Genomic DNA, 22,000 nt, shown 5'->3' on the forward strand with positions numbered 1-22,000 from the left:
CCGCATGGCGGTCGACCGCGAGCGCGTCGCCGAGCTGGTCCGAGAACTGCTCGTGGCCATCGGTGAGGATCCGGAGCGCCCGGGCCTGAAGCTCACCCCGCAGCGCGTCGCCGACGCGTACGCGGACTTCTTCTCCGGAGTGGGGGAGGATGCCGCGGCCCCCCTCGCGCACACGATCTCGGTGACGCGGGGGCCGGCCCCCGACACGCTGCCCTCGGGCGCGGTCATGCTGCGCGACATCCGCTTCCAGTCGATGTGCGAGCACCATCTGCTGCCGTTCGCGGGACGCGCGCACGTCGCGTACCTGCCGGGCGAGCAGGTGGTCGGTCTCGGCGCACTGCCGCGGGTGATCGACATCCTCGCCGCTCGGCCGCAGGTGCAGGAGCGCCTGGGCGAGCAGATCGCCGACGCGATCGCCGGCTCGATCGACACCCGCGGGGTGCTCGTCGTGCTCGACGCGGTACACGAGTGCGTGACGATGCGGGGCGGGCGTCAGACGGCGGCATCCACCGTCACCGTGGCGGCCCGCGGCGCGTTCACCGAGGCCGCGGCGCGGGCCGAGGCGATCGCCCTGCTCACGGGTGGCCGCACATGACCCTCGTCATGGGGGTCGTGAACGTCACGCCGGACTCGTTCAGCGACGGCGGACGCTACGCCTCGCACGACGCGGCGATCGCGCACGGTCGCGCGCTGCGTCTCGACGGTGCGGACCTGCTCGACATCGGCGGGGAGTCGACGCGACCGGGCGCCGAGCGCGTCGCGCCGGCGGACGAGCAGGGCCGCATCCTGCCCGTCGTCGAGGCCCTCGCCGAAGACGGTGCGACGATCAGCGTCGACACGATGAGCGCGAGCACCGCGATGGCCGCGGTGGCCGCGGGCGCCCGCATCGTCAACGACGTGTCGGGCGGCCTCGCCGACCCCGACATGCTCCCCGCCGTCGCGGACACCGAGGCCGACGTCGTCCTGCAGCACTGGCGCGGGCACTCGGCCGACATGTACCGCACCGCCGTGTACGACGACATCGTCGCCGAGGTGGTCGGCGAACTCGGTGAGCGCGTCGCCGCCGCCCGGGCGGCAGGCATCCCGGATCACCGCATCGTCGTCGACCCGGGCTTCGGCTTCGGCAAGACGCCCGAGCAGAACTGGCTGGTCGTGCGCGGCCTCGCCAGCCTGATCGGCGAGGGTCACCGGGTGCTCGTCGGGACGAGTCGCAAGCGGATGCTGGCGGTCGCCGCCGCCGGCGCGGGCATCGAGCTCGCGGGCGAGGACGACCTGGACCTCGCGACCGCCGTCACGAGCGTCCTCGCCGCCCAAGCGGGGGTGTGGGCGGTGCGCGTGCACGACGTGGCCGCCACGCGCCTCGCGCTCGCGGTGCGCGCGGCGTGGGAGGGGGAGCGATGACCGACGAGATCGCGATCACCGGCATCCGTGCCACGGGGTATCACGGCGTCTACGACCACGAACGCCGCGACGGTCAGGAGTTCGTCGCCGACCTCGTGCTCTCGCTGTCGCTCGCGCCCGCGGCGGCCAGCGACGACGTCGTCGACACCGTGCACTACGGCGAGGTCGCCGAACGGGTCGCGGCGCTGCTCGCGGGCGACCCGGTCAACCTCATCGAGACGCTCGCCGAGCGCATCGCGACCGCCGTGCTCGCCGGGTGGCCGCTCGTCCAGACTGTCGCCGTCACCGTGCACAAGCCGGCAGCTCCCATCCCCGTCCCGTTCGGCGACGTCGCCGTGACCGTCCGGCGGTCGCGCGCATGAGCCGTCGGTTGGCTGAGGGGACACCGCCGCGAGAGCCGCGTGCCGCCGGCCCCGCCCATCGCGCGGTCATCGCCCTCGGCGCGAACCTGGGGGAGCGGGCCGCCACGATCGCCGAGGCCATCGCCGACCTCGGCCGACTGCCGCTGACCGAACTGGTCGCCGCGGCCGAGCCGATCGAGTCCGTCGCCATCACGCTGGGCGGACCGGATGCCGACGCCCCCCGCTACCTCAACACGGTGGCGATCGTCGACACCCGTCTCGCGCCGACGATGCTCCTCGGCTATCTGCACGCCATCGAGGGGCGGCACGGACGCGAACGGCGGGAGCGGTGGGGGAGCCGCACCCTCGACCTCGACCTCATCACGTACGGCGACGTGCGCTCCGACGACCCTGCGCTCGTCCTGCCGCACCCGCGGGCGGCGGAGCGGGACTTCGTCCTCGACCCCTGGCTCCGCATCGATCCCGACGCGGTGCTCCCCGGTGTCGGCCGGGTGGCCGACCTGCGCGCCGCCCTCCCCGGAGGTGCGTCGTGACGCGCACGAACCCGCTCCTGCTCGCGGCCATCGCCGTCGTGTCGGGTGTCGCCGGGTTCTTCGTCGACCAGGTGCTGACGGGCATGGGGCATCCCAGTTTCACCCCGTCGCCCCTGCTGCCGATCCTGCTCGTCGCACTCGCGGTGGCGGTCGTCGCGGCGGCGATCCCGGTGCGCCGTGCGACCGTCGGGGCGGCGGCGCCGGTCGATCCGTTCCGGGCGCTGCGGATCGCGATGATGGCGAAGGCGTCGAGCATCGTCGGCGCCCTCGTCGCGGGATCCGCGGGCGGCCTCCTCGTCTTCGTCCTCACACGACCGGTGTCACCCTCGTTAGGCTCGACGGGTGCGGTGATCGCCGCACTGGGGGGCGGGTTGCTCCTCGTCGCCGGCGCCCTCGTCGCCGAACACCTGTGCACCATCCGGAAGGACGATGATGACCAGCCCGGACCCGACGAACCCGATTACGGACTCTCCCACTCCGACTGACGACGCGACCTTCTCGCGGATCCTCGAGCCGCGCGGCGCGAACCGCCTGCCGCTCGGCGACGGCACGTGGCGGCAACTGTCGCGGAAGTACGTCCTCGGGCAGGTCATCGGCAACCTGGTTCTGCTGGTGCTGATCGCCGCGGCGGTCCTCACCCTCTGGCTCATGTTCCAGGCGACCTGGCCTCTCATTCCCGGCTCGATCGTCTTCGTCATCGTCCTCGTGACGTTGATCGTCACGCCGCGTCAGGCGCGCTCGATCGGGTACCAGTTGCGCGAGGACGACCTCGTCTTCCGCCGCGGCATCCTGTGGCAGCGCATGGTGTCGGTGCCCTACGGTCGGCTGCAGCTCGTCGACATCACGCACGGCCCGCTGGACCGGATGCTGGGCATCGCCCAGCTGAAGCTCGTCACCGCCGCGGCATCCACCGGTGTGACGATCCCCGGGCTGCCGCAGAAGGACGCTGAGGCGCTGCGCGACACCCTCATCGAGGTGGCCGAGACCCGGCGGACCGGCCTGTGAGCGACCTCGACCCGCAGCCGGCCGCTCCGGCGGACATCGGCGTGCCCGCGCCGCCGCCCGCCGCGGTGCGGTCCGAGATGAGCGACGGCGAATGGCACCGGCTGCATCCGCTGTCGCCGCTGCTGCGCGGCGGGCTGACGCTCCTCGTCATCATCGGCATCCTGATCGCGAACCTGCGCGACCGGCTCATCTCGTTCTTCCTGCCGGAGGGCTTCCGGTGGGACGAGGAGGACCCGGTCGACTTCGTGCTGCAGAACGGCATCGCCGTCCAGGCGATCGTCGCCGTGGTCGTCGGGCTGATCGTGCTGGTCGCCCTGTTCTGGATGGCGTGGCGCTTCCACACCTTCCGCATCACGGGCGACGAGGTCGAGGTGCGCAGCGGTGTGCTGTTCCGCACGCACCGGCGCGCACCCCTCGACCGGGTGCAGGGTGTGAACCTCACCCGGCCCGCGCTCGCCCGGCTCGTCGCGCTGGCCAAGCTCGAGGTCGTCGGCGCGGGTCTCGACGCGAACGTCAAGCTCGAGTACCTGTCGACGGCGAACGCCGAGACGGTGCGCGGCGACATCCTGCGCCTCGCGTCCGGACACCGGACGAAGGATGCCGCGGCCCGCACGGCGGCCGGCGGTCCGCTCACCTCGCGGGTGACGGCGGGGATCTCCGAGATCATCGACGGCGTCGAGGACGACGGCACCGAAGCGGAATCCATCGTCCGCGTGCCGATGTCGCGCCTCATCCTGGCGGGGCTGCTGTCGGGATCGACGATCAGCTTCGTCCTCGTGGTGATCGCCGTGATCGTCGGGCTCGTGCTGCAGCCGGTGTGGATCGTCCCGGCGCTCGGCGCCTCGATCCCCACCGCCATCGCCTTCGGCGCGTACGCCGTGCGCCGCTTCGTCCGGACGGTCCGCTACTCGATCGCCCCGTCGGCCTCGGGCGTCCGGGTGACCTTCGGGCTGCTCACGACGGTGACCGAGACGCTGCCGCCCGGCCGCATCCACGCCGTCGACGTCCGTCAGCCGCTGCTGTGGCGTTGGGGCGGGTGGTACCGCATCCGCATCAACCAGATCTCGGGACGTTCGGCGGGCGACACGTCGGCGGCGCAGATGGGCGACGTGCTGCCCATCGGGACGCAGGCGGACGTCGAGCGCGTCCTGCGCCTGCTGCTCCCGTCGGTCCCGATCGATGCGGCGCTGCTCGACGCGGGCCTCCACGGCCCCGCCGCGGGCGACGGGTACACGACGTCGCCGGCTCGCGCGCGCGTCATCGACCCGCTCACCTGGCGACGCAACGGCATCCTCGTCCTGCCGCAGGCCGTGCTCGTGCGCACCGGGCGCCTCTGGCCGAAGCTCACCATCCTGCCGCTCGCGCGCCTGCAGTCCGTACGCATCTCGCAGGGTCCCCTCGACCGCCGGCTGGGCCTCGCCGGGCTCACCGGCCACACCGTGCTCGGCCCGGTGTCGGGCACCGTCGCCTCGCTCGACCACGAAGAGGCGTACGCGCTCTGGAACGACATCACCGCGGCGGCCGTGGCTGCGGCATCCGCGGAATCGGTGAGCCCGGCTGCGGATGAGGAGGATGCCGCGGGGGTGGATGCGGCGGGGTCCGCGCCCGACACCGCCGCGCCCGACACCGCCGCGCCCGTCGTGGCATCCGCCCGACCGGAGGACGAGCAGCCGTGACGCGGGACGGCCGCCTCGGCGTGGGGGTGATCGGCGCGGGACGCGTCGGTCCCGTGGTCGGTGCCGCCCTCGCGGTCGCCGGGCATGCCCTCACCGGCATCACGTCCGGTTCGGACGACGATCGCGTCGACGCGATCCTTCCCGACCTCCCCCGGCTGAGCGCGGAGGAGGTCGTCCGCCGCAGCGAACTCGTCGTCCTCGCCGTCCCGCACGACGAGCTGCCCGCCCTCGTCGCGGGCCTTGCCGAGGTCGGGGCCTGGCAGGTCGGGCAGATCGTGATGCACACCGATGCCGCTCACGGCATACAGGTGCTCGGTCCCGCCGCGTCGCGCGGCGCGATCCCCGTCGCCATCCACCCCGCCATCGCCTTCACCGGCACGTCGACGGACCTCCGCGCTCTGAAGGACGCCTACGCGGCGGTGACCGCACCGGCCGCCGTGATGCCGATCGCGCAGGCGCTCGCCGTCGAGATGGGGTGCGAGCCCGTCGTGGTCACGGACGCCGAGCGCGCCGCCTACGGCGAGGCGATCGGGACCGCCACGACGTTCTCCTCGTCGATCGTGCGGCAGTCCGCCGACCTGCTCCGCGCCGCGGGTGTCGAGGATCCGTCGCGCTACCTCTCCGCCCTCGTCCACACGACGATCGACCGCGCGCTCACCGAGACCGCCCCCTCAATCGGCGACGGTCCGACGGCGCTGCCGTGAGCGACGTCGAGCTCGCCCGCATCCCCGCCGGGCGGGTGGAGCTCCACGACGCGCGCCGTCGCACACGCTGGACCGTCGAGCTCGAACCGTTCGAGATCGGGGTCTACCCCGTCACGGAGGAGCAGCTCTCCGAGGTGCTGGGGATCGCGGCATCCCATCCGCGTCGTCCCGCTGTCGAGGTCAGCTGGCTGCGCGCCGTGCGGTTCTGCAACGCGCTGTCGGAGTGGGAGGGCCTGGATCCCGCCTACTCCGTCGACGGCGAGGAGGTGCGGTGGCACGTCGACAGCGACGGCTTCCGGCTGCCGACCGAAGCCGAGTGGGAGTACGCGTGCCGCGCCGGCTCGACGGGCCCGCAGTACGGCCCGCTCGCCGAGATCGCGTGGACATCGGCCGACGGGGTGAGCGCACCTCAGCCGGTCGGCGGCAAGCTGCCCAACCTCAACGGACTGTTCGACACCCTCGGCAACGTCTGGGAGTGGTGCTGGGACTTCCTCGACACCGAGCGGTATGACGACTATCGCGTGTTCCGTGGCGGCGGGTTCGCCGATGACTCGTGGAGCGTTCGCGCCGGCACCCGCCGCGGGGGAGGCCCGCGCATGACGCACGACGACGTCGGGTTCCGCGTCGCGCGGGGCGGTTTCGACGCCGTCGACGCCGCGCAGGGGTGGTCGGCCGCGGCCGACGCCGAGCGCGCCGCGGGCGGCGACCCGCGCCCGCCCGGGTGGACGCCGCGCCGCTGAGCCCGGTCGACCCGCTCGACTGTTCACGGCGGGCGGCCACCGGCATCCGCTCTCGCCGCGGAAACCGCACAGGGCCTCGCCGATAGACTGAAGGGTCGAATCCCCGAGGAGCCTTCTGCCATGACCGACGCGTCCGCGCCCACGCCCGCCGAGACGACCGACGAGGACATCTTCGAGCAGAAGGCGGTCCGCCTCGCCAAGCGCGAACGCCTGTTGGCGGAGCGGACGGATGCCGCGGGTGGCGCCTACCCCGTCGCGGTCCCCGTCAGTACGACGATCCCCGCGCTGCGGCACCGCTTCGCAGCGCTCGAGGCGGGAGAGGAGACCGGCGAGACCGCCTCGGTCGCCGGCCGCATCGTCTTCAGCCGCAACACCGGCAAGCTCTGCTTCGCGGCGCTGCAGGCGGGCGACGGCAGCCGCATCCAGGCGATGGTCTCCCTCGCCGAGGTGGGGGAGGAGTCGCTGCAGGCGTGGAAGGAGCTCGTCGACCTCGGCGATCACGTCTCGGTGACCGGTCAGGTCATCTCGAGCCGGCGCGGCGAACTGTCGATCATGGTCACCGAGTGGGCGATCGCGGCCAAGGCGCTGCTGCCGCTGCCGAACCTGCACTCCGAGCTGAGCGAGGAGAGCCGGGTGCGCTCGCGCTTCCTCGACCTCATCGTGCGCGACACCGCCCGCGAGACGGTCGTCGCCCGAGCGAAGGTCAACGCGTCGCTTCGCCGCACCTTCGAGGCGCACGGATTCCTCGAGGTCGAGACTCCCATGCTGCAGGTGCAGCACGGCGGCGCTGCGGCCCGTCCGTTCGTCACGCACTCCAACGCGTTCGACACCGAGCTGTACCTGCGCATCGCGCCGGAGCTCTTCCTCAAGCGCGCCGTCGTCGGTGGCATCGACCGCGTCTTCGAGATCAACCGCAACTTCCGCAACGAGGGCGCCGATTCCACCCACAGCCCCGAGTTCGCCATGCTCGAGGCGTACCAGTCGTACAGCGACTACAACGGCATCGCCGACCTGACGCAGGAGCTCATCCAGAACGCGGCGATTGCCGTGGCCGGATCGACGACGGTGACCTGGGCCGACGGCACCGAGTACGACCTCGGCGGTCAGTGGGACCGCATCTCGATGTACGAGTCGCTGACGGATGCCGCCGGTCGCCGCGTCACTCCTGAGACGTCGTTCGAGGAGCTGCAGGCCCTCGCGTCCGAGGCGGGTGTCGAGGTGCCCGAAAAGATCGCGACCCACGGCAAGCTCGTCGAGGAGCTGTGGGAGCACTTCGTGAAGGGAGGCCTCGAGCGTCCGACGTTCGTCATGGACTTCCCGCTCGACACGTCTCCGCTCGTGCGCGAGCACCGCAGCATCCCCGGCGTCGTCGAGAAGTGGGACCTCTACGTCCGCGGCTTCGAGCTGGCGACCGGCTACTCCGAGCTCGTCGACCCCGTGATCCAGCGTGAGCGTTTCGTCGAGCAGGCGAAGCTCGCCGCGCGCGGCGACGACGAGGCGATGCGCGTCGACGAGGAGTTCCTGCGCGCGCTCGAGCACGGCATGCCGCCGACCGGCGGCATGGGCATGGGCATCGACCGCCTGCTGATGGCGATCACCGGCCTCGGCATCCGCGAGACGATCCTCTTCCCGCTCGTCAAGTGAGCGCGGGCGCGGGCGCACGGCGATGCGTCCTCGCCAGCGGAACCGTCTCGGCGATCCGAGCCGACAGCGCGTCGACCTCCGCGGGGAGGAACCGGAGTGCCCGGAAGGTCCGCGGCATCCCTGCGTAGAAGCACACGTCGGCGACGAGCGGATGCCCCGCGAGCCGGCTCGTGCCCACGATGTGCACGGCCGCGGCGGACAGCACCGTCTGCCGTTGCACGACATGGCTGACGAGGAGGACGACCCGGTCGGAACCTGTGTCGACCCGCAGTCGTGAACAGGGGACGACCGTGAGGGGCCAGGCGATCGCGAAGACGACCGCACCGGTCGCGAGGACGAGCAGCGGCGGCCACCCCAGCCCCGCGGCGACCCAGCCGGCGAGGACGGAAGGGTTGCCAACAGTGTGAACTTCCGCCGGCGCGCTCTCAGCTGGCGACGATGCGGATGAATCGTGCCGGTGTCGGTCCGTCGTTGACGTAGGAGTAGCGCTGAGAGCTGGGGTAGATGGCGTGTTGGCCCGCTTCTAGGTCGGTGTGACCGGTTTCGTGGATGAGCCGGAGGCGGCCCTCGGTGACGACGATTATTTCGTGCCAACCGGCGGGGTCTGGCTGCGCGTCGTATCGCTCGCCTGAACCCAGAGACCAGTTCCACAGCTGGACTTCACTGGTCGCGGGTGCCGATCCGCGCAGGACCGCAGAGCTGTCCGGGCCGGCCCCCCGCCAGGCCACTTCGTTGATCTCGGTTCGTGATGCTGCCGGGGATGCCACGAGGTCGGTGAAGGTGACGTCGAGCGCGTGGGCGATGGCGTCCAGGCCGGAAAGGCTGATGTTGGCTTCCCCTGCTTCGAGCTTGATGATCGTGCGTCTGCTCGTTCCGGCGAGCTCGGCCAGCGCCGTCTGGCTCATGCCCGCGGTGTTCCTGAGCCGTTTCAGGTTCGCGGCGACGTGGGCGAGCACGGCGGAGTCTTGATTTGCCATGTGCACTATTATGCACCTAGAGTGTGCAGAATGTTGCACAGGCTTCCTGCTCGCACTCCCTTGCGCCTTTCCCGGTTCGAAGGGGCGCTGGTGCTGATCACTGCGGTGTGGGGAGCGACCTTCCTCGTCGTCCACATCGCGGTGCAGTTCAGCGGGCCATGGTTCTTCGTCGGGATGCGGTTCCTGGCCGCGGGTCTGCTCAGTGCCGTGATCTTTCATCGGGCGTTGCGCGGGATGCGGTGGCGTGATGTCGGCGCCGGAGCCGCGATCGGCAGCATGCTCTACCTCGGCTATGGGCTTCAGACGGTCGGACTGCAGACGATCAGCAGCAGCACCTCCGCGTTCATCACCGCGTTCTATGTTCCGCTCGTGCCGCTGCTGCAGTGGCTCTGCTTTCGCAGGCGGCCCTCTGCGATGGCGTTCATCGGTGTCGGTCTGGCGTTCATCGGCCTCCTCCTGATCGCCGATCCCGGAAGCCTCACCCTCGGGTGGGGGCCGGGGGAGATCGCGACCCTCGTCAGCACTCTTCCGATCGCGATCGAGATCATTCTGATCAGCGTGTTCGCCGGGAGGGTCGACCTGAAACGCGTCACGGTCGTTCAACTCACCGTCGCCGGTGTTCTGGGCTTGCTGACCATGCCCGTCGTGGGCGAGCCAGTCCCCGCGTTCTCCTGGGTTTGGTTGCTCGCAGCCGTTGCGCTGGGTGTAGCTAGCTGCGCGATCCAGCTCACCATGAACTGGGCGCAGCGCGCGGTTTCCCCGACCCGGGCAACGATCATCTACGCCGGTGAGCCGGTCTGGGCTGGGATCATCGGCCGTATCGCCGGTGACCGGCTCCCAGGGATCGCTATCGTGGGTGCGGCGTTGATCGTTGCCGGTTCGCTCGTCAGCGAGATCGCCCCGCGGTCGCGCCGGCACCGCGGCACCGCCTCTGCGGCAAACACCTCCATGGTTAGGGTCCACTCGGCCGAGCCGCACCCCGAGCTGGAAGGAAGGGCACTGACATGACGTCGGAGCGCAGGATCATCGGACAGCGGCACGACCCGAACTTCCCTCGATACGCGGGCATCGCGACGTTCGCTCTCCTGCCTTCGATCCAGGATGTCGAACATGCCGATATCGCGGTCGTCGGCATCCCGTTCGACTCGGGCACGAGCTTCCGTCCAGGGGCGAGGTTCGGGCCGGCGCACATTCGGGAACACTCCCGCCAACTGCACCCCTACCACCAGATCCACGAAGCATTCCCGTTTCGCGATCAGCAGGTCGTCGACGCCGGCGACGTCGGCGTCGGTCCCTACGGCATCGAGCAGGCTGTTGACACCATCCACACTCATGCCGAACGACTGACCCAGCAAGGAACGAAGATCCTCGCGCTGGGCGGCGACCATACGATCGCCCTGCCGTTGCTCCGCGCGGCGGCCGCGCAGCACGGCCCTCTCGCCGTGCTGCACTTCGATGCCCATCTCGACACCTGGGACATCTTCCACGGTGCGGCGATCTGGCACGGATCCCCCTTCCGCCGCGCCGCCGAAGAAGGTCTTCTCGACCTCGAGCACTGTCAGCACGTCGGAATCCGCGGGGGCGTCTACGACCCGACCGAATTGGACGACGACCGTCGCCTGGGCTTCACCATCATCCGCAGCGAAGCCTTTCAAGAGCGATCCATGACGAGCATCGCCGAACAGATCCGCGACCGGCTCGGCACCGGACCGGTCTACATCTCCATCGACATCGACGTCCTCGACCCCGCCCACGCGCCCGGAACAGGTACCCCCGAAGTCGCGGGCATCACCACCAGGGAGCTGTTCGCCGTTCTGAGGCAGCTGCGCGGACTGCAGATCGTCGGTGCCGACGTCGTCGAAGTCGCCCCCGCATACGACCACGCCGGCGTGACCGGACTTGCAGCAGCGCACACCGCATGGGAACTCATCGCCTTGATGGGCATGAGTGCCGGCCGCACGCAACCGACAAGTGCCGAGCCGAGCCCGACGACATCAAACGATTGAGAGACGCCGTCCGCGATTCACCGTCATTTCGGCGAAGCACAGCTCCTGAGACACGAAATCGATTCCGTGAGCTCGCGCACTGCTCCGCAGGTTCGCAGTCGCCGCGTGTTTGAGAATTTCGTCACAGGCTCCGCCCGATCGGTATGCCGAACCTTCCAGGGAAGCGGTAGGTGAGCGCGGGCACCCTGGTGGCGGCGTGTCGCGTCAGTCGCGACGCCTGACTTCTCGACGCACTCCTCCTTCAGCTTCTCGAGCGTGGCAATCGGTGGTGACTCAACGCCCAGCGGGCGGAGTAGCGCGGCTCGGATTGTCGTGGACTCGATGGCCGCCGGCGCAGCGGCTCGACGCTGGTCGACGTGGAAGAACAGCAAGATTGACGATCACCTGGGCCAGTCCGTGTGTTCCAGGCGTGCGACCGCGGCTTGGATTGCGATGGCGGCTGCGCCCCGGGCCCAGGCGCCAAAGCCGGCGTCGTCGACGAGGATGTCCACGGTGTCGGCGAGTGGGTCACTGTCGGCGGCGGCGGCAGCACGAATCTTGGACTCAGCGATGCTCCAGAGGCCCAGCCCTTCGCCGGCGAGGACAACGGTGGATTGCATGGCGAGGTTCGCGGCGAGGCTGATCATGCGACCGAGTCCGGCGGCCGCGGCATCTACGACCGCCGCAGCCGCCGGGTGACCGCCGGCCGCGAGGGCGAGCACTTCGTCGTAGTCGACAGGTCTTCGGATCCGCTCCAGGCACGTGCTCGGCGCCACCCCCACCCTCGCCGCGATGTCCCTATTCGGGATCGTCGCATCATGACCACACGCTACCCGGAGTTCCTCGCGTCCCGGGTCATGATGTGGATGAAAGCGCCGCAGCTGCGCGCCGAAAGGCGTTCAACGATGAATATCGCAACGTCCAATATTGCCTCTCCGCCAGTTCCCTAAGCCTGTCCACCCCCCTCGGTAAACTGGAACCTGATCACGACGGAAGGCAGACATGAGCGGCTCATGGCGAACCAACGACACCGTCGCCTACGACAAGATGCAGGAGCGGCACACCATGCTCACGCACCTGCTCGTCAACAGCGCACGCTCCGCCGCTGACCCCGACGCCGCCGCCGGCCTCCGCGCCGAGATGATCCGCTGGAAGGACGACACCCTCGCCGTCGACGGGTACGACCGGCAGGCGATCGACACCCACGCTGCTCGCATCGAAACGCGCATCCAGGAACTTTCCGCACGGGCAATCTGATGCTCGGCGACCCCCTCACCCCCGCTGAGCTCCAGCGCATCTTCGACGAGGACATCCGGCCCTACTACTTCCCGGACAACCTGGCACCCGACGCCGAACCCACCATCGTCCTCGTCGGTGGGCAACCCGGCGCAGGCAAGTCGCAAGCGACCTCCCGCATCGCCCGCGACTACCCAGCTCGTCCGCGATCGGCCGTTCGACGCCGGCCCGATCCTCGCCCAAGCCACCGCGGTCTGGGTCAAGAACGCGATCGACTACGCACGAGAGCATCGCCACTCCCTCCAACTCGAGGGCACCTTCCACACCCCCTCGCTCACCCTGGCGACCGCCCGCAACTTCCGCGACACCGGATTCCGCACCGAGATCGTCGCCCTCGCCACCGCACGCCGCGACAGCCTCATCGCCGCCGCCGGCCGCTACTTCACCGACCATCAGGCCGGGGGAGAACCGCGCTGGACCACACTCGAACAGCACGACCGAGGCTGGGCCGGAACCCGCGACCTGCTCGCACAGATCACCCCCGAAGCGCCCCTGAACCGCGTCAAGATCGTCACCCGCAGCGGCGAGCTCTACGCACACGCTCACCCGCGCGCTCCCGAAGGGCGAGGACCGGCTGCGCGTCGACGTGTCGCGGGGCGACCTGCAGCTCGACGGGCTGCTCGTGCGCCCGATCGTCTGGCGCCTCGAACTCGGCGGCGACGGCGAGGGCATGCTGCTCGTGCACTCCGCCGCGCGTACGCCGCAGCGGGTCTCGGTGGGCACGGGTGACGTGTCGGTCTACGACGCGCGGGGCCGCGAGGTGCGGGTGCGCCCGGGCGGCGGCACCGTCACGCTTCCGGCCGGAGGGTTCGCGATCGTGGAACGCTGACGACCGCTCAGCGGCGGAACGCCCAGTCGGGCAGGTGCGAGGACTGCACGAAGCTCATGAGGATCTCGGCGAGCCCCAATCGGGGATCCACCTCGAGAGCGGCAGCCGCGTACCTGCCCGCGTGCGTCGAGCGGCCGAGTGCCCACGCGAGCCACCCGGCCGTCGCGCAGGCGCCCGCGCGCTCGTCGGCCGGAAGCCGCGCGGCGACCTGACGCACGAGCTCGAGCGCTCGCAACAGGCGCTCCGGGTCGGGGCGCGGACCCTCGCCCCACAGGACCTCCGCGAGGTCGACGGGGTACTCGTCGCCGTCCTCCCACCGCCGTTGCGCGTCGAGGGCGTCGTCGCCGCGGTCCTGATCGCCTGACCATTGCACGATGGCGACGTCGCGCAGCGACGGCCGTGACAGGCACCACCCCAGGACGGCGACGCGCATCGGGTCGAGGGCCGCGGCATCCCACTCGAGCATCTCCTCGTAGAGCGCGGGCAGATCGTCCAGCGTGCAGGCGGCCTCCAGGGCGGCCGGATCGATCCGAGCCTCGGTGTTGAGGGTCGACGGGATGCCGCAGAGCACCGTGAGCGCCGACTCGAGCGATGCCAGCGCGGCCGCCGCACCGGCGACCTCGGACGCGTCGGCGAGCGGCAGGTCGGCACCCGACGACTGGTCGGATGCGGGCGCCCGGTGCTCGATCAGCGCGAGCGGATGACCGCCGCGGGGCAGCGTCGGGTCGAGGTGCGACCCCCAGCCGTCGGCGGCGACGGTGAGGGCGTCGACGACGTCGAGGCCGCAGGCGCGGGCGGTCCGCCGCAGTGCGCCGATGAGATCCGCGCCGGGCAGCGCGGGGTCGGCGGACTCGTCCGTGTAGACGACGGCGACGAAACCCTCCACGCCGGCGACGCGGCAGGCGAGCCCGACGACGGTCGAGGCGACCGCATCGAGGTCCGCGTCGTCGGGGGGCAGGTCGACGCGCATCACGCCGAGACTGCGCCCGGAGCGCAGGGGGATCACGACGAGGCTCTGCGTGGGCGTGTAGTCGAGCAGGCGCGGAACGAGGCGGAGCAGGTGTGCGGCATCGGCCGCGGCGACGATCGTGGACATGGGCCCAGCGTCGGACCCGAGCGGATGCCGGTGGCCGCCGCCCGCGCGGATTCGGGACGGACCGCGGATCCGGCCGCCTGGGGAGAAGGCCGTGCGCCCTGCCCCGCCCGCGGCATTACGATGGAGGGGTGGACGAGTACTGGGGTGCGGTGGTCTGGGGTCTGATCCCCACGATCGTCGTCGCGGGCCTGCTCGTCTTCGTGCTGCGCAGCATCCTTCGGATGGATCGCACCGAGCGCAAGGTCTATGCCAAGGTCGAGGCCGAGGAGCGCCGCCGTCGCGGCCTGCCGCGACCCGACGAAAACGCTGGTTGACGGGCCGAACGATAGGCTGAGCCCACAGTTCCGGGGGGCCGCGTGATCAGCATCAGCGTCGACTGGACGTGGACGTGGTGGATCGTCCTCGTCCTCGCGTTCGACATCTCCGTGCGCATCCTCGCGGTCTTCATCATCCCGAGGAACCGGCGCCCCACAGCGGCGATGGCGTGGCTGCTGGCGATCTACTTCATCCCGGTCATCGGCATCCTGCTGTTCCTGCTCATCGGCAACCCGCGCCTGCCCCGCAAGCGCCGCAAGGAGCAGGAGGCGATCAACCGGGCTTTCCGAGAGGCCAGCGAGGACCTCGACTTCGGCACGCTGCGCCCCGACGCACCGGTGTGGTTCGAGCAGCTCGTGGGGCTCAACCGCAAGCTCGGTGCGCTCCCCATGGCGGGCGACAACGGTGCGCAGATCATCTCGGACTATCAGGGCAGCCTCGACACGATGGCCGCCGAGATCGACCGGGCGACCCGGTACGTGCACGTCGAGTTCTACATCCTTCAGTCCGACGGCGCGACGGACGAGTTCTTCTCGGCTCTCGAGCGGGCGACCGCTCGCGGGGTCACGGTTCGCGTGCTGCTCGACCACTGGGCGAACCGCTGGAAGCCGAACTACAAGGCGACGATCTCGCGCCTGGAGCGCATGGGCGCGCAGTGGCGGCTCATGCTGCCGGTGCAGCCGCTGAAGGGCAAGTATCAGCGCCCCGACCTGCGCAACCACCGCAAGCTCGTCGTGATCGACGGCGTCGTCGGCTTCATCGGGTCGCAGAACGTGACCGATCGCAGCTACAACCTGAAGACCAATCTGCGTCGCGGCCTGCAGTGGGTGGACATGATGGTCCGCGTCGACGGCCCGGTCGTGGCATCCCTCTCCGCGGTCTTCGTGTCGGACTGGTACGGCGAGACCGGTGAGGTGTTCGCGGTCGAATCCGACTTCTCCACGGATGCCGGGACCGGCGACCTCGACTGCCAGATCGTCCCGAGCGGGCCCGGCTTCGAGTACGAGAACAACCTGAAGCTGTTCCTGAGTCTGATCTTCGGCGCGACGCGCAAGATCGTCATGGTCAGCCCGTATTTCGTGCCCGACGAGGGACTGCTGCTGGCGATCCAGACCGCGTGTCACCGCGGGGTCGAGGTCGAACTGTTCGTCTCGGAAGAGGGCGACCAGGCTATGGTCTATCACGCGCAGCGCAGCTATTACGAGCAGCTGCTGGCGACCGGCGTGAAGATCTGGATGTACAAGAAGCCCTACATCCTGCACTCCAAGTCCATGTCGATCGACGACGAGGTCGCCGTCGTCGGGTCGAGCAACATGGACATGCGCTCGTTCGGTCTCAACCTCGAGGTGACGATGCTCGTCCGCGGCGCCGAGTTCGTCGAGCAGCTGCGCAACGTCGAGGACCTCTACCGCGGGATGTCGCGCGAACTGACGATCGAGGAGTGGGAGAAGCGCCCCATCCGCTCCGTGATCCTCGACAACCTGGCGCGGTTGACCTCCGCGCTGCAGTGAGACGATCCGGCGGCTGTGGACACTTCTCGGGTGTCCGCCACTGAGGAGGAGACCCCCATGCGTATCCGTCCGTTCGCCGCGCTCGCCGGATCGTTCGTCGTCGCCGCCGCGCTCGCTGCGTGCGCGACACCCGCCGCGGGTGATGCGGCCCCCGGAGGAGGAGCGGATGCGGTGGCGCCGGCGCCCCGCGTGGACGCCGGGTGGCTCGACGGGGGAGCGACCATCGGGGTCGTGACGTACGGCAGTTCGTCCTGCCGGCCCGAGGTCTCGCAGGTGACCGAGGAGGACGGGATGATCGTCGTCGCCCTGCGTGAGCCCGCCGCGGATGCGTGCACGGACGACCTGGTGGCGCGCGCCCTCGAGGTGCCCGTGCCCGAGGGTGTCGATGCGACCGCCGACCAGCGGGTCCGCGTCGAACTCGAGGACGTCCGCACCGACATCGCCCTGCCCGCATACGCCGGCGGCCCTGTCGAGGCGTACGCGCCGTCCGCCTCGTGGATCGGCGACCGCGTGATCGCGCTCCGGACGTGGGGGGCGTCGTCGTGCACGCCCGTCGTCGAGGACACGCGGGTCGCGTCACCGGCATCCGTCGTCGTCCGCTTCGAGACCCCGCCCGCCGATCAGGTCTGCACGATGGACATGGCGCCGCAGCTCACGCTCGTGCAGCTCGATTCCGACGCGGTGGTCGACCGCGAGGCGACGCTGAGCTTCGGTGTGCTCGACGCGGCCGAGACGGTGCCGATCCGCTGACGCGGGCGCGGGGGTCGGCGTTCCGGAGACGCGAACTGTCGTGTGCGCGCGGTTCGGGCGGCAGGTGGGGTCCCTGGAACGCGGGGTGCCTTCGCTCGAGGGACGCGTTCGGTCGCCCGGCGCACGCGTCCGCGACACATCGCGTCCCCGGAAGCCGCGCCGCGGCATCCTCCCCAGGCCGTTCGATCGACGAGACATCCACGGGCTGCCCGGACATCTGCCCGTGCGGCGTCGGCTGCGCGAGCATCGGCGCATGGATCCCCGTCCGCTGCCGCCTGCTCTCGGACCCGTGTTCTCCGTGAAGGCGGCGACGGATGCCGGTGTCTCGCCGCGCCGGCTCCGCGCGCGTGACCTCGACCGGCCGTTCCGCGGCGTGCGGGTGCGGTCGGCGCCGGTTGCCGAGAGCGCCGCGGACCGTCACGCGCAGCGAGCGCTCGCGTACGCCGCGGCGATGCCCGACGGACAGTTCTTCAGTCACGTGACCGCCGCCGTCCTGTGGGGGTTGCCGCTCCCCGGACCAGCGCTGCGAAGTCCTGGGTTGGACGTCGGCGTCCTCGCGCCGCAGCGCACTCCCCGCGGCGCGGGTGTGCGCGGGCATCGCTTCGTGCAGGCGTCGACCCGGGTCTGCATCCACCCGACGCGGGGCGTGCCGCTCCTGACGCCGGCCTGCGCGTGGGCGAGTCTGGGCACGGTCCTCGACGTCCCGGTTCTCGTCGCAGTGGCCGACGCGATCGTCCGCGTGCCGATGTTCCGCGGCGATCCGCCCCCGCTCGCGACGATCGGGGACCTTTCGGCTGCGTCGACAGGGCGGAGGGTGGGCGTCGCCCGCCTGCGCGCCGCGCTGCCGCTCGTGCGGGAACGGTCGGCATCCCGGACCGAGACATGGTGCCGCCTCGTGCTGATCGACGGCGGCCTTCCCGAGCCAGAGCTCAACTGGAACATCGTCGTGAACGGGCGACTCCTCGCGTGCGTGGACCTCGCGTACCCCCGCGAGCGCGTCGCGGTGGAGTACGACGGCGAGCACCATCTCGTCGACGCGCGCCAATGGTCGCGGGACATCGACCGTCACGAGGCGCTTGCCGCCGCGGGCTGGGTCGTCATCCGGGTCACGAAGCAGCACCTGTTCGCGGATGCCGCCGGTGTCGTCGCGCGCGTCCGGCACGCGCTCGCACGTCGGTGACACGCGGCTTCCGGGGACGCGAACTGTCGTGTGCGCGTGGTTCGGGCAGCGAGTTGCGTCCCCGGAGTGAAGGGACGTCGACGCCCCGCGTCTTCCAGGGACCCAACGTGTCGAGTGCGCGGCGGCGAGACGACAGATCGCGTCCCCGGAACCGGCGCGGCTCAGTCCGCGCGCACGAGCAGTTCGCCGACCTCGCAGTCGAGGGCGCGGCAGATCGCCGACAGGGTCGAGTACCTGATCGCGCGGGCGCGGTCGTTCTTGAGGATCGACAGGTTCACGACCGAGACCCCGACGATCTCGGACAGCCGTGTCAGCGTCATGTTCCGCTCGGCGAGCAGCTCGTCGAGTCGACAGTGGATGCCGGTGAGCTCGTCCTCTTCGGCGGATGTCACACGAGTCCCTTCACGTCGTTCTGCAGACGGGAGCCGGAGCGCAGGATCGCCCCGAGGACCGCGAAGGCGAGGCCGATCGCGATCGGCCAGAACGGGAAGGAGATCTGGACCGTGGATGCCGGAACCCACGCGTCGAAGACGTTGTCGATTCCGGCGTAGTCGCCCTCCCACGATCCGCCCTTGGCGCCGAACAGCTGCGTTGAGGCGATGCTCCCTGCGATGTCGCCCATGACTTGTGCGGCGACGCCGCCGAAGGCCACGACGGCTCCCGTCGTGGTCGCCATTCTCGCTACGACGGGTGCGAACGCGGCGCCCTCCAGCAGGCGCGAGCACGCGATGACGACGAAGAGCGCGATGACCCCGGGGATCGCCCAGACGATCATCTGGCTGACGCCCCAGAGTGCGCGCGTGAGGGGAGTCAGCCCTTCCACGGCGAGCGTCACGCTCGTGAACCCGCCCGAAACCCGGGTGGCGTCGGTCTGCAGATCGACGGTGCTCGGGAGTTGCGGCCAGAACTCCTGGATCGGCATCGTGATCGAGACGGCCGGGGTCAGCAGCGGAAGCAGAAGATTCGCGACCGCACCGACGACAGCGAAGATGACCCAGAGGACTCCGACCACTCGGGTGACCCGCACGAGCGACCCTGCGTCGTCTTCCGATCGTGAGCGGCGAGCCGCCGCGACGGCGAACGCCACGATGGTCCCGATGAGGAGCAGGACGACAAGTACTGCCGCGACGACGATCATGATCCGTGCCATGTCACACCAACCCCTCGGTCTCACGCTGCAAACGAGCGCCCTGTCGGAAGATCACGCTCAGCGCGCCTAGCCCGAGCGCGACGCCCAGCGGCCATACGGGCGGGACGATGCTGAACGTCCGTCCTGCCGCCACTGGTAGGTCTGCGCTCGCCGCGGGGAGCACTCGTTGCGCCACCAGGGTGGAACCGACGTCGGTGAGGAGCGCACCGAGCGTCCCAGCGACCAGCACGATGACCGCGCTGATGAGCAGCCACCGAGATGTCCTGACGGCGAACGCAGGCCCGTCGAGGGCGCGCTGGCTGAGCACGGCGATCACGAGCCCCGGAACCCCGACCACGAGCAGCGACAGGACGTCTCCGGCACTGAGGAGTGCGCGCAGCCCGCCATCGAGCCCATCGACGGTGGCGTGCGCGGAGTCCGTTCTCGCGCAGTACAGCTCGGTCGCTCCAATGGGCTCGTAGTCACTCGCCTGGCAAGGCAGGTTTGCCGGCCATGCCATCTCGATGGGCATCGCAGCGATGTCGTAGGTGGCGGTCGAAACCCCGCGGACGATCAGAAATACAGACCCGAGCAGCACGATCGCCACCCACACGCGGGCCATCGCCGCGATCACGTCCAGCAGGACAGACGGTGACTTCCGGCGGCGTGCATCCCAGACCAGGAGCCCGACGAGTGCGCCGATGATCGCGAGCCCTACACCGCCCCACAGCAGGACAGTCGGCAGATCGGTTCCCGAGACCATGTTCCCCCCATAACGACATTCGTTGTTATCGAGAAACGTTATGCCCACGGATGCCGCGGCCGCAAGCCCCGGCTTCGGTATGCTGTCGATGGTCGTCTGGAGCCGCTCGTCCGCGCACCACGCTTGGGCCAGATGGTGGCTCCGAGTTGAGGAACTTCCGGTGAACGGTGTCATTGAGCTTCGGCCGGGCGCGCGCTGTTTGGCCCAACACAGTGAGGTCGGCGGAGAGGAAGGTTAGGAGCTGGGTGCCGAGGCTGATGCGTTCTGTGCCGACGGCGACCTCGAAGGGTTCGTACGTCTCCAACTGAACGTGACCCCCCAACCCTCCCTCGGTGATCCCGCTCAGCTCCAGCTCGCTCCATCGCGCGACTACGGTCTGCCCGCGCAGCATGGCTGCTGCATCCAGAACACGCCGCACGTCGTTATGCGTCACGCTGGCCAGGTCGGGCAGAACTATCGTCTGGTTCGTATGTTCCTGGATCTGGGACAATGCTTCGATCCAGACCGCGATGAGGGGGTGAATCAGTTCTTTGGTCCTGGGTACGGGATGCACATCGACGAACCGTCCGCCAAAGGCCTCCGCAACTTGAAGCCTATTGCCCGCCGTCCACGAACTCATGAATTTCACCGCGGGAGCGGCACGTTGCGCTTCCAGACCATCCAAGGATTCAGTTGTGAAGCTGACATTGGTCTCACCATCTCCGAGCGTTCCCCTGAAGTCAACCGAGACGACTCCGGTCACGTCGACACCTGTCATTCGCGCCCCCCTCCTCGTGAGACCGACGGTTGAGGTGCAATTGAACATCAGGTCGGCCATCTTCTCGCCATTTGGTGTGGCTAGGCGAAATCGGCGCTGGAACGGGGCAGATGGATGCGCAGGGAAGCGGACCCGGCCCTCTTTTGCAGTGTCGAGACCGCCAGGAAGTCCGACCTCGACAATGGCCGGCGCGTCGAATTCCGTGCCGAACATTTGCCAGTCCTGGAATGCTCGATTGTCAAACTCGGGGTCATCAAACAGGAACTGCATTTTCACCGGAATGGGGCGCTCATTTAGTGCCTCGTCGAACCTTGTGTAGATCCGGTAGGTGAGGGTTTCTCCGCTGGGCCACGTGAACTGGGTAGCGGCAACGAGGTCGGGTTCGGGGTGTACCTGATTTTGATGAGGTTCGACCTGGAATCCGTACCTGAAGTGCGGGTCGCCGTCCAACGCAGATTGCACGCTGTGGAGATGCTCAGAGATCTCACTCGGTTGCAGGATCGCGGGCGATCGATCGTCGACCCGCAGGCGTCGGTCCGTGGCGAGTAGAGACGACAGCGTCGCCACCGCGTCGCGTAGTCTCTCAGCGCCGCCGTGAATGAAATAGTCGGGCACTTCAGGGTGGTCGGCGATGGCCGCTTCACAAAAATCCAATCCCTCCCATCGGGTCTCAGTCGTCTGATCGTCCAACCACCGCCGAATAGTTTCCGTCTCATCGGGGGTAAGCGCCAGCTTCGAATCAGCTCGCATTGCCCCAAACGCACGTGCAGGCATCTCGGCGAACCAGTCGAGCCGGTTTTCGATAGTCGGATCGAGTGGGAGGACAAGATGCCAATGTCGTAACCGAACTCTGCGACGGACTAACGCCAGCATCGCCCGTTGAAACGATTTCTCGATCTGCCGCTTCTCTGACGCTCCGAGCTTGGATGCGAAGCGTTTGATCTGCCATACGTCAAACTTCGCGTCGCCAGCGCCCACGGGCTCGAGGACATCGATCCCGTAGTCACCCTGAGAGGGGCGGATCCGGTTCGAGCGCGGCCGCTCGATGTATATGCACGTGGCGAGGATCGCCTCCGTCATGGCGCCGTCGAGCACCGTCCATTCAACTCTCATTTGTCCTCGATCCTTTAGCGGATGACGATACGGTGCGGACCATCCGGGTGCGGCGTTCGATCTACCCGAGAACCGGCCGTCGGTTCGCAATAGAGTTCGCTGACGTCCCCCGACGTCCGCTCCACACTTCACGCGCTCGGGCGAACGAGGTCGTGACGTAACGGACGTCACCTGAGGCACAAATTGATGGACGATTGCCACCATCCTGCCGCCGTTGTAACGCGCGGTCGAGCG

General features: G+C 69.5%; 26 protein-coding genes and 1 pseudogene. 19 read left to right on the forward strand and 8 right to left on the reverse strand.

The window, feature by feature from the left end:
• Positions 1 to 4 precede the first annotated feature (4 nt).
• The 10 genes from folE (at position 5) to lysS (ending at position 8,065) form a co-directional block, all read left to right on the forward strand.
• Positions 5 to 595, forward strand: coding sequence for a GTP cyclohydrolase I (gene folE / locus Q9S36_RS10560; protein WP_311285105.1), 591 nt, complete (start codon positions 5 to 7; stop codon positions 593 to 595).
• Positions 592 to 1,401 carry a dihydropteroate synthase gene (folP, locus tag Q9S36_RS10565; protein WP_311285106.1) on the forward strand — a complete coding sequence of 270 codons (810 nt, stop codon included), beginning with the start codon at positions 592 to 594 and terminating at the stop codon, positions 1,399 to 1,401. Before folE ends, folP begins: the two co-directional genes overlap by 4 nt.
• Positions 1,398 to 1,763 (forward strand): dihydroneopterin aldolase, encoded by a 366-nt coding sequence (gene folB / locus Q9S36_RS10570; protein WP_217529838.1) that lies wholly within the window; start codon positions 1,398 to 1,400, stop codon positions 1,761 to 1,763. The genes folP and folB overlap by 4 nt, the downstream gene beginning before the upstream one ends.
• A complete protein-coding gene (gene folK, locus Q9S36_RS10575) occupies positions 1,760 to 2,296 on the forward strand; it encodes a 2-amino-4-hydroxy-6-hydroxymethyldihydropteridine diphosphokinase (RefSeq protein WP_217529836.1) in 537 nt (178 codons plus the stop codon). The genes folB and folK overlap by 4 nt, the downstream gene beginning before the upstream one ends.
• The gene (locus tag Q9S36_RS10580; RefSeq protein WP_311285107.1) at positions 2,293 to 2,781 is read left to right on the forward strand and encodes a DUF3180 domain-containing protein; all 489 of its coding nucleotides are present in this window, start codon (positions 2,293 to 2,295) and stop codon (positions 2,779 to 2,781) included. The genes folK and Q9S36_RS10580 overlap by 4 nt, the downstream gene beginning before the upstream one ends.
• Positions 2,726 to 3,301 (forward strand): PH domain-containing protein, encoded by a 576-nt coding sequence (locus Q9S36_RS10585; RefSeq protein ID WP_311285108.1) that lies wholly within the window; start codon positions 2,726 to 2,728, stop codon positions 3,299 to 3,301. Before Q9S36_RS10580 ends, Q9S36_RS10585 begins: the two co-directional genes overlap by 56 nt.
• Complete coding sequence (locus Q9S36_RS10590) at positions 3,298 to 4,977, forward strand: PH domain-containing protein (RefSeq protein WP_311285109.1); 1,680 nt, start codon at positions 3,298 to 3,300, stop codon at positions 4,975 to 4,977. Before Q9S36_RS10585 ends, Q9S36_RS10590 begins: the two co-directional genes overlap by 4 nt.
• Entirely contained in the window at positions 4,974 to 5,681 is a 708-nt protein-coding gene (locus Q9S36_RS10595; RefSeq protein ID WP_311285110.1) for a DUF2520 domain-containing protein, read from the forward strand. Before Q9S36_RS10590 ends, Q9S36_RS10595 begins: the two co-directional genes overlap by 4 nt.
• Positions 5,678 to 6,421: a formylglycine-generating enzyme family protein gene (locus tag Q9S36_RS10600; protein ID WP_311285111.1), complete on the forward strand. Its 744-nt coding sequence runs from the start codon at positions 5,678 to 5,680 to the stop codon at positions 6,419 to 6,421. Before Q9S36_RS10595 ends, Q9S36_RS10600 begins: the two co-directional genes overlap by 4 nt.
• Before the next feature lie 120 nt (positions 6,422 to 6,541).
• A complete protein-coding gene (gene lysS, locus Q9S36_RS10605; protein ID WP_311285112.1) occupies positions 6,542 to 8,065 on the forward strand; it encodes a lysine--tRNA ligase in 1,524 nt (507 codons plus the stop codon).
• Here lysS and Q9S36_RS10610 read toward each other — a convergent pair.
• Entirely contained in the window at positions 8,058 to 8,285 is a 228-nt protein-coding gene (locus Q9S36_RS10610; RefSeq protein WP_311285113.1) for a hypothetical protein, read from the reverse strand. The genes lysS and Q9S36_RS10610 overlap by 8 nt on opposite strands.
• A gap of 205 nt (positions 8,286 to 8,490) precedes the next feature.
• A complete protein-coding gene (locus Q9S36_RS10615) occupies positions 8,491 to 9,042 on the reverse strand; it encodes an XRE family transcriptional regulator (RefSeq protein WP_311285114.1) in 552 nt (183 codons plus the stop codon).
• Positions 9,043 to 9,132: 90 nt separating this feature from the next.
• Between Q9S36_RS10615 and Q9S36_RS10620 the strand changes: the two genes are divergently transcribed.
• A complete protein-coding gene (locus tag Q9S36_RS10620) occupies positions 9,133 to 10,050 on the forward strand; it encodes a DMT family transporter (protein ID WP_311285115.1) in 918 nt (305 codons plus the stop codon).
• Entirely contained in the window at positions 10,047 to 11,048 is a 1,002-nt protein-coding gene (gene speB / locus Q9S36_RS10625) for an agmatinase (protein ID WP_311285116.1), read from the forward strand. Before Q9S36_RS10620 ends, speB begins: the two co-directional genes overlap by 4 nt.
• 380 nt (positions 11,049 to 11,428) lie before the next feature.
• On the opposite strand, the gene Q9S36_RS10630 is transcribed toward speB, so the two are convergent.
• Positions 11,429 to 11,836 (reverse strand): AsnC family protein, encoded by a 408-nt coding sequence (locus tag Q9S36_RS10630; protein WP_311285565.1) that lies wholly within the window; start codon positions 11,834 to 11,836, stop codon positions 11,429 to 11,431.
• A gap of 193 nt (positions 11,837 to 12,029) precedes the next feature.
• On the opposite strand from Q9S36_RS10630, the gene Q9S36_RS10635 reads away from it, so the two are divergent.
• The 3 genes and pseudogenes from Q9S36_RS10635 (at position 12,030) to Q9S36_RS10640 (ending at position 13,152) form a co-directional block, all read left to right on the forward strand.
• A complete protein-coding gene (locus Q9S36_RS10635) occupies positions 12,030 to 12,284 on the forward strand; it encodes a hypothetical protein (protein WP_242087782.1) in 255 nt (84 codons plus the stop codon).
• Positions 12,284 to 12,800 (forward strand): annotated as a pseudogene (locus tag Q9S36_RS51610) (zeta toxin family protein); the annotation flags it as partial. The gene Q9S36_RS10635 and the pseudogene Q9S36_RS51610, both read left to right, overlap by 1 nt.
• 109 nt (positions 12,801 to 12,909) lie before the next feature.
• The gene (locus tag Q9S36_RS10640) at positions 12,910 to 13,152 is read left to right on the forward strand and encodes a hypothetical protein (RefSeq protein WP_311285117.1); all 243 of its coding nucleotides are present in this window, start codon (positions 12,910 to 12,912) and stop codon (positions 13,150 to 13,152) included.
• Between the two features lie 7 nt (positions 13,153 to 13,159).
• Here Q9S36_RS10640 and Q9S36_RS10645 read toward each other — a convergent pair whose 3' ends face one another.
• Positions 13,160 to 14,248, reverse strand: coding sequence for a DUF4192 family protein (locus Q9S36_RS10645; RefSeq protein WP_311285118.1), 1,089 nt, complete (start codon positions 14,246 to 14,248; stop codon positions 13,160 to 13,162).
• 128 nt (positions 14,249 to 14,376) lie between these two features.
• Between Q9S36_RS10645 and Q9S36_RS10650 the strand changes: the two genes are divergently transcribed.
• The 4 genes from Q9S36_RS10650 (at position 14,377) to Q9S36_RS10665 (ending at position 18,004) form a co-directional block, all read left to right on the forward strand.
• Entirely contained in the window at positions 14,377 to 14,562 is a 186-nt protein-coding gene (locus tag Q9S36_RS10650; protein WP_064003630.1) for a hypothetical protein, read from the forward strand.
• 42 nt (positions 14,563 to 14,604) lie between these two features.
• Complete coding sequence (cls, locus tag Q9S36_RS10655; RefSeq protein ID WP_311285119.1) at positions 14,605 to 16,074, forward strand: cardiolipin synthase; 1,470 nt, start codon at positions 14,605 to 14,607, stop codon at positions 16,072 to 16,074.
• Between the two features lie 57 nt (positions 16,075 to 16,131).
• The gene (locus Q9S36_RS10660) at positions 16,132 to 16,824 is read left to right on the forward strand and encodes a hypothetical protein (RefSeq protein WP_311285120.1); all 693 of its coding nucleotides are present in this window, start codon (positions 16,132 to 16,134) and stop codon (positions 16,822 to 16,824) included.
• A 253-nt stretch (positions 16,825 to 17,077) separates the two neighbouring features.
• Positions 17,078 to 18,004, forward strand: a complete 927-nt coding sequence (locus tag Q9S36_RS10665; protein ID WP_311285121.1) for a DUF559 domain-containing protein — start codon at positions 17,078 to 17,080, stop codon at positions 18,002 to 18,004.
• A gap of 161 nt (positions 18,005 to 18,165) precedes the next feature.
• Here the strand turns inward: Q9S36_RS10665 and Q9S36_RS10670 are convergent, their stop codons facing one another.
• The 4 genes from Q9S36_RS10670 to Q9S36_RS10685 are packed head-to-tail and all read right to left on the reverse strand — an operon-like array spanning position 18,166 to position 21,766.
• Positions 18,166 to 18,396 (reverse strand): helix-turn-helix domain-containing protein, encoded by a 231-nt coding sequence (locus Q9S36_RS10670; protein WP_311285122.1) that lies wholly within the window; start codon positions 18,394 to 18,396, stop codon positions 18,166 to 18,168.
• Positions 18,393 to 19,154: a hypothetical protein gene (locus tag Q9S36_RS10675; protein ID WP_311285123.1), complete on the reverse strand. Its 762-nt coding sequence runs from the start codon at positions 19,152 to 19,154 to the stop codon at positions 18,393 to 18,395. Before Q9S36_RS10675 ends, Q9S36_RS10670 begins: the two co-directional genes overlap by 4 nt.
• Position 19,155: 1 nt before the next feature.
• A complete protein-coding gene (locus Q9S36_RS10680) occupies positions 19,156 to 19,944 on the reverse strand; it encodes a hypothetical protein (protein WP_311285124.1) in 789 nt (262 codons plus the stop codon).
• Entirely contained in the window at positions 19,922 to 21,766 is a 1,845-nt protein-coding gene (locus Q9S36_RS10685; protein ID WP_311285125.1) for a hypothetical protein, read from the reverse strand. Before Q9S36_RS10685 ends, Q9S36_RS10680 begins: the two co-directional genes overlap by 23 nt.
• Positions 21,767 to 22,000 lie beyond the last annotated feature (234 nt).

The organism is Microbacterium sp. ARD31 (assembly GCF_031844425.1).

What these genes read in the sequence shown, in the direction of transcription:
- folE (WP_311285105.1), top strand. Translation starts at nt 5, where the DNA reads ATGGCGGTCGACCGCGAGCGCGTCGCCGAGCTGGTCCGAGAACTGCTC.
- Q9S36_RS10685 (WP_311285125.1), bottom strand. Translation starts at nt 21,766, where the DNA reads ATGAGAGTTGAATGGACGGTGCTCGACGGCGCCATGACGGAGGCGATC.
- Q9S36_RS10665 (WP_311285121.1), top strand. Translation starts at nt 17,078, where the DNA reads ATGGATCCCCGTCCGCTGCCGCCTGCTCTCGGACCCGTGTTCTCCGTG.
- Q9S36_RS10585 (WP_311285108.1), top strand. Translation starts at nt 2,726, where the DNA reads ATGATGACCAGCCCGGACCCGACGAACCCGATTACGGACTCTCCCACT.
- lysS (WP_311285112.1), top strand. Translation starts at nt 6,542, where the DNA reads ATGACCGACGCGTCCGCGCCCACGCCCGCCGAGACGACCGACGAGGAC.
- Q9S36_RS10675 (WP_311285123.1), bottom strand. Translation starts at nt 19,154, where the DNA reads ATGGCACGGATCATGATCGTCGTCGCGGCAGTACTTGTCGTCCTGCTC.
- Q9S36_RS10660 (WP_311285120.1), top strand. Translation starts at nt 16,132, where the DNA reads ATGCGTATCCGTCCGTTCGCCGCGCTCGCCGGATCGTTCGTCGTCGCC.
- Q9S36_RS10635 (WP_242087782.1), top strand. Translation starts at nt 12,030, where the DNA reads ATGAGCGGCTCATGGCGAACCAACGACACCGTCGCCTACGACAAGATG.
- Q9S36_RS10615 (WP_311285114.1), bottom strand. Translation starts at nt 9,042, where the DNA reads ATGGCAAATCAAGACTCCGCCGTGCTCGCCCACGTCGCCGCGAACCTG.
- folP (WP_311285106.1), top strand. Translation starts at nt 592, where the DNA reads ATGACCCTCGTCATGGGGGTCGTGAACGTCACGCCGGACTCGTTCAGC.
- speB (WP_311285116.1), top strand. Translation starts at nt 10,047, where the DNA reads ATGACGTCGGAGCGCAGGATCATCGGACAGCGGCACGACCCGAACTTC.
- folK (WP_217529836.1), top strand. Translation starts at nt 1,760, where the DNA reads ATGAGCCGTCGGTTGGCTGAGGGGACACCGCCGCGAGAGCCGCGTGCC.
- Q9S36_RS10645 (WP_311285118.1), bottom strand. Translation starts at nt 14,248, where the DNA reads ATGTCCACGATCGTCGCCGCGGCCGATGCCGCACACCTGCTCCGCCTC.
- folB (WP_217529838.1), top strand. Translation starts at nt 1,398, where the DNA reads ATGACCGACGAGATCGCGATCACCGGCATCCGTGCCACGGGGTATCAC.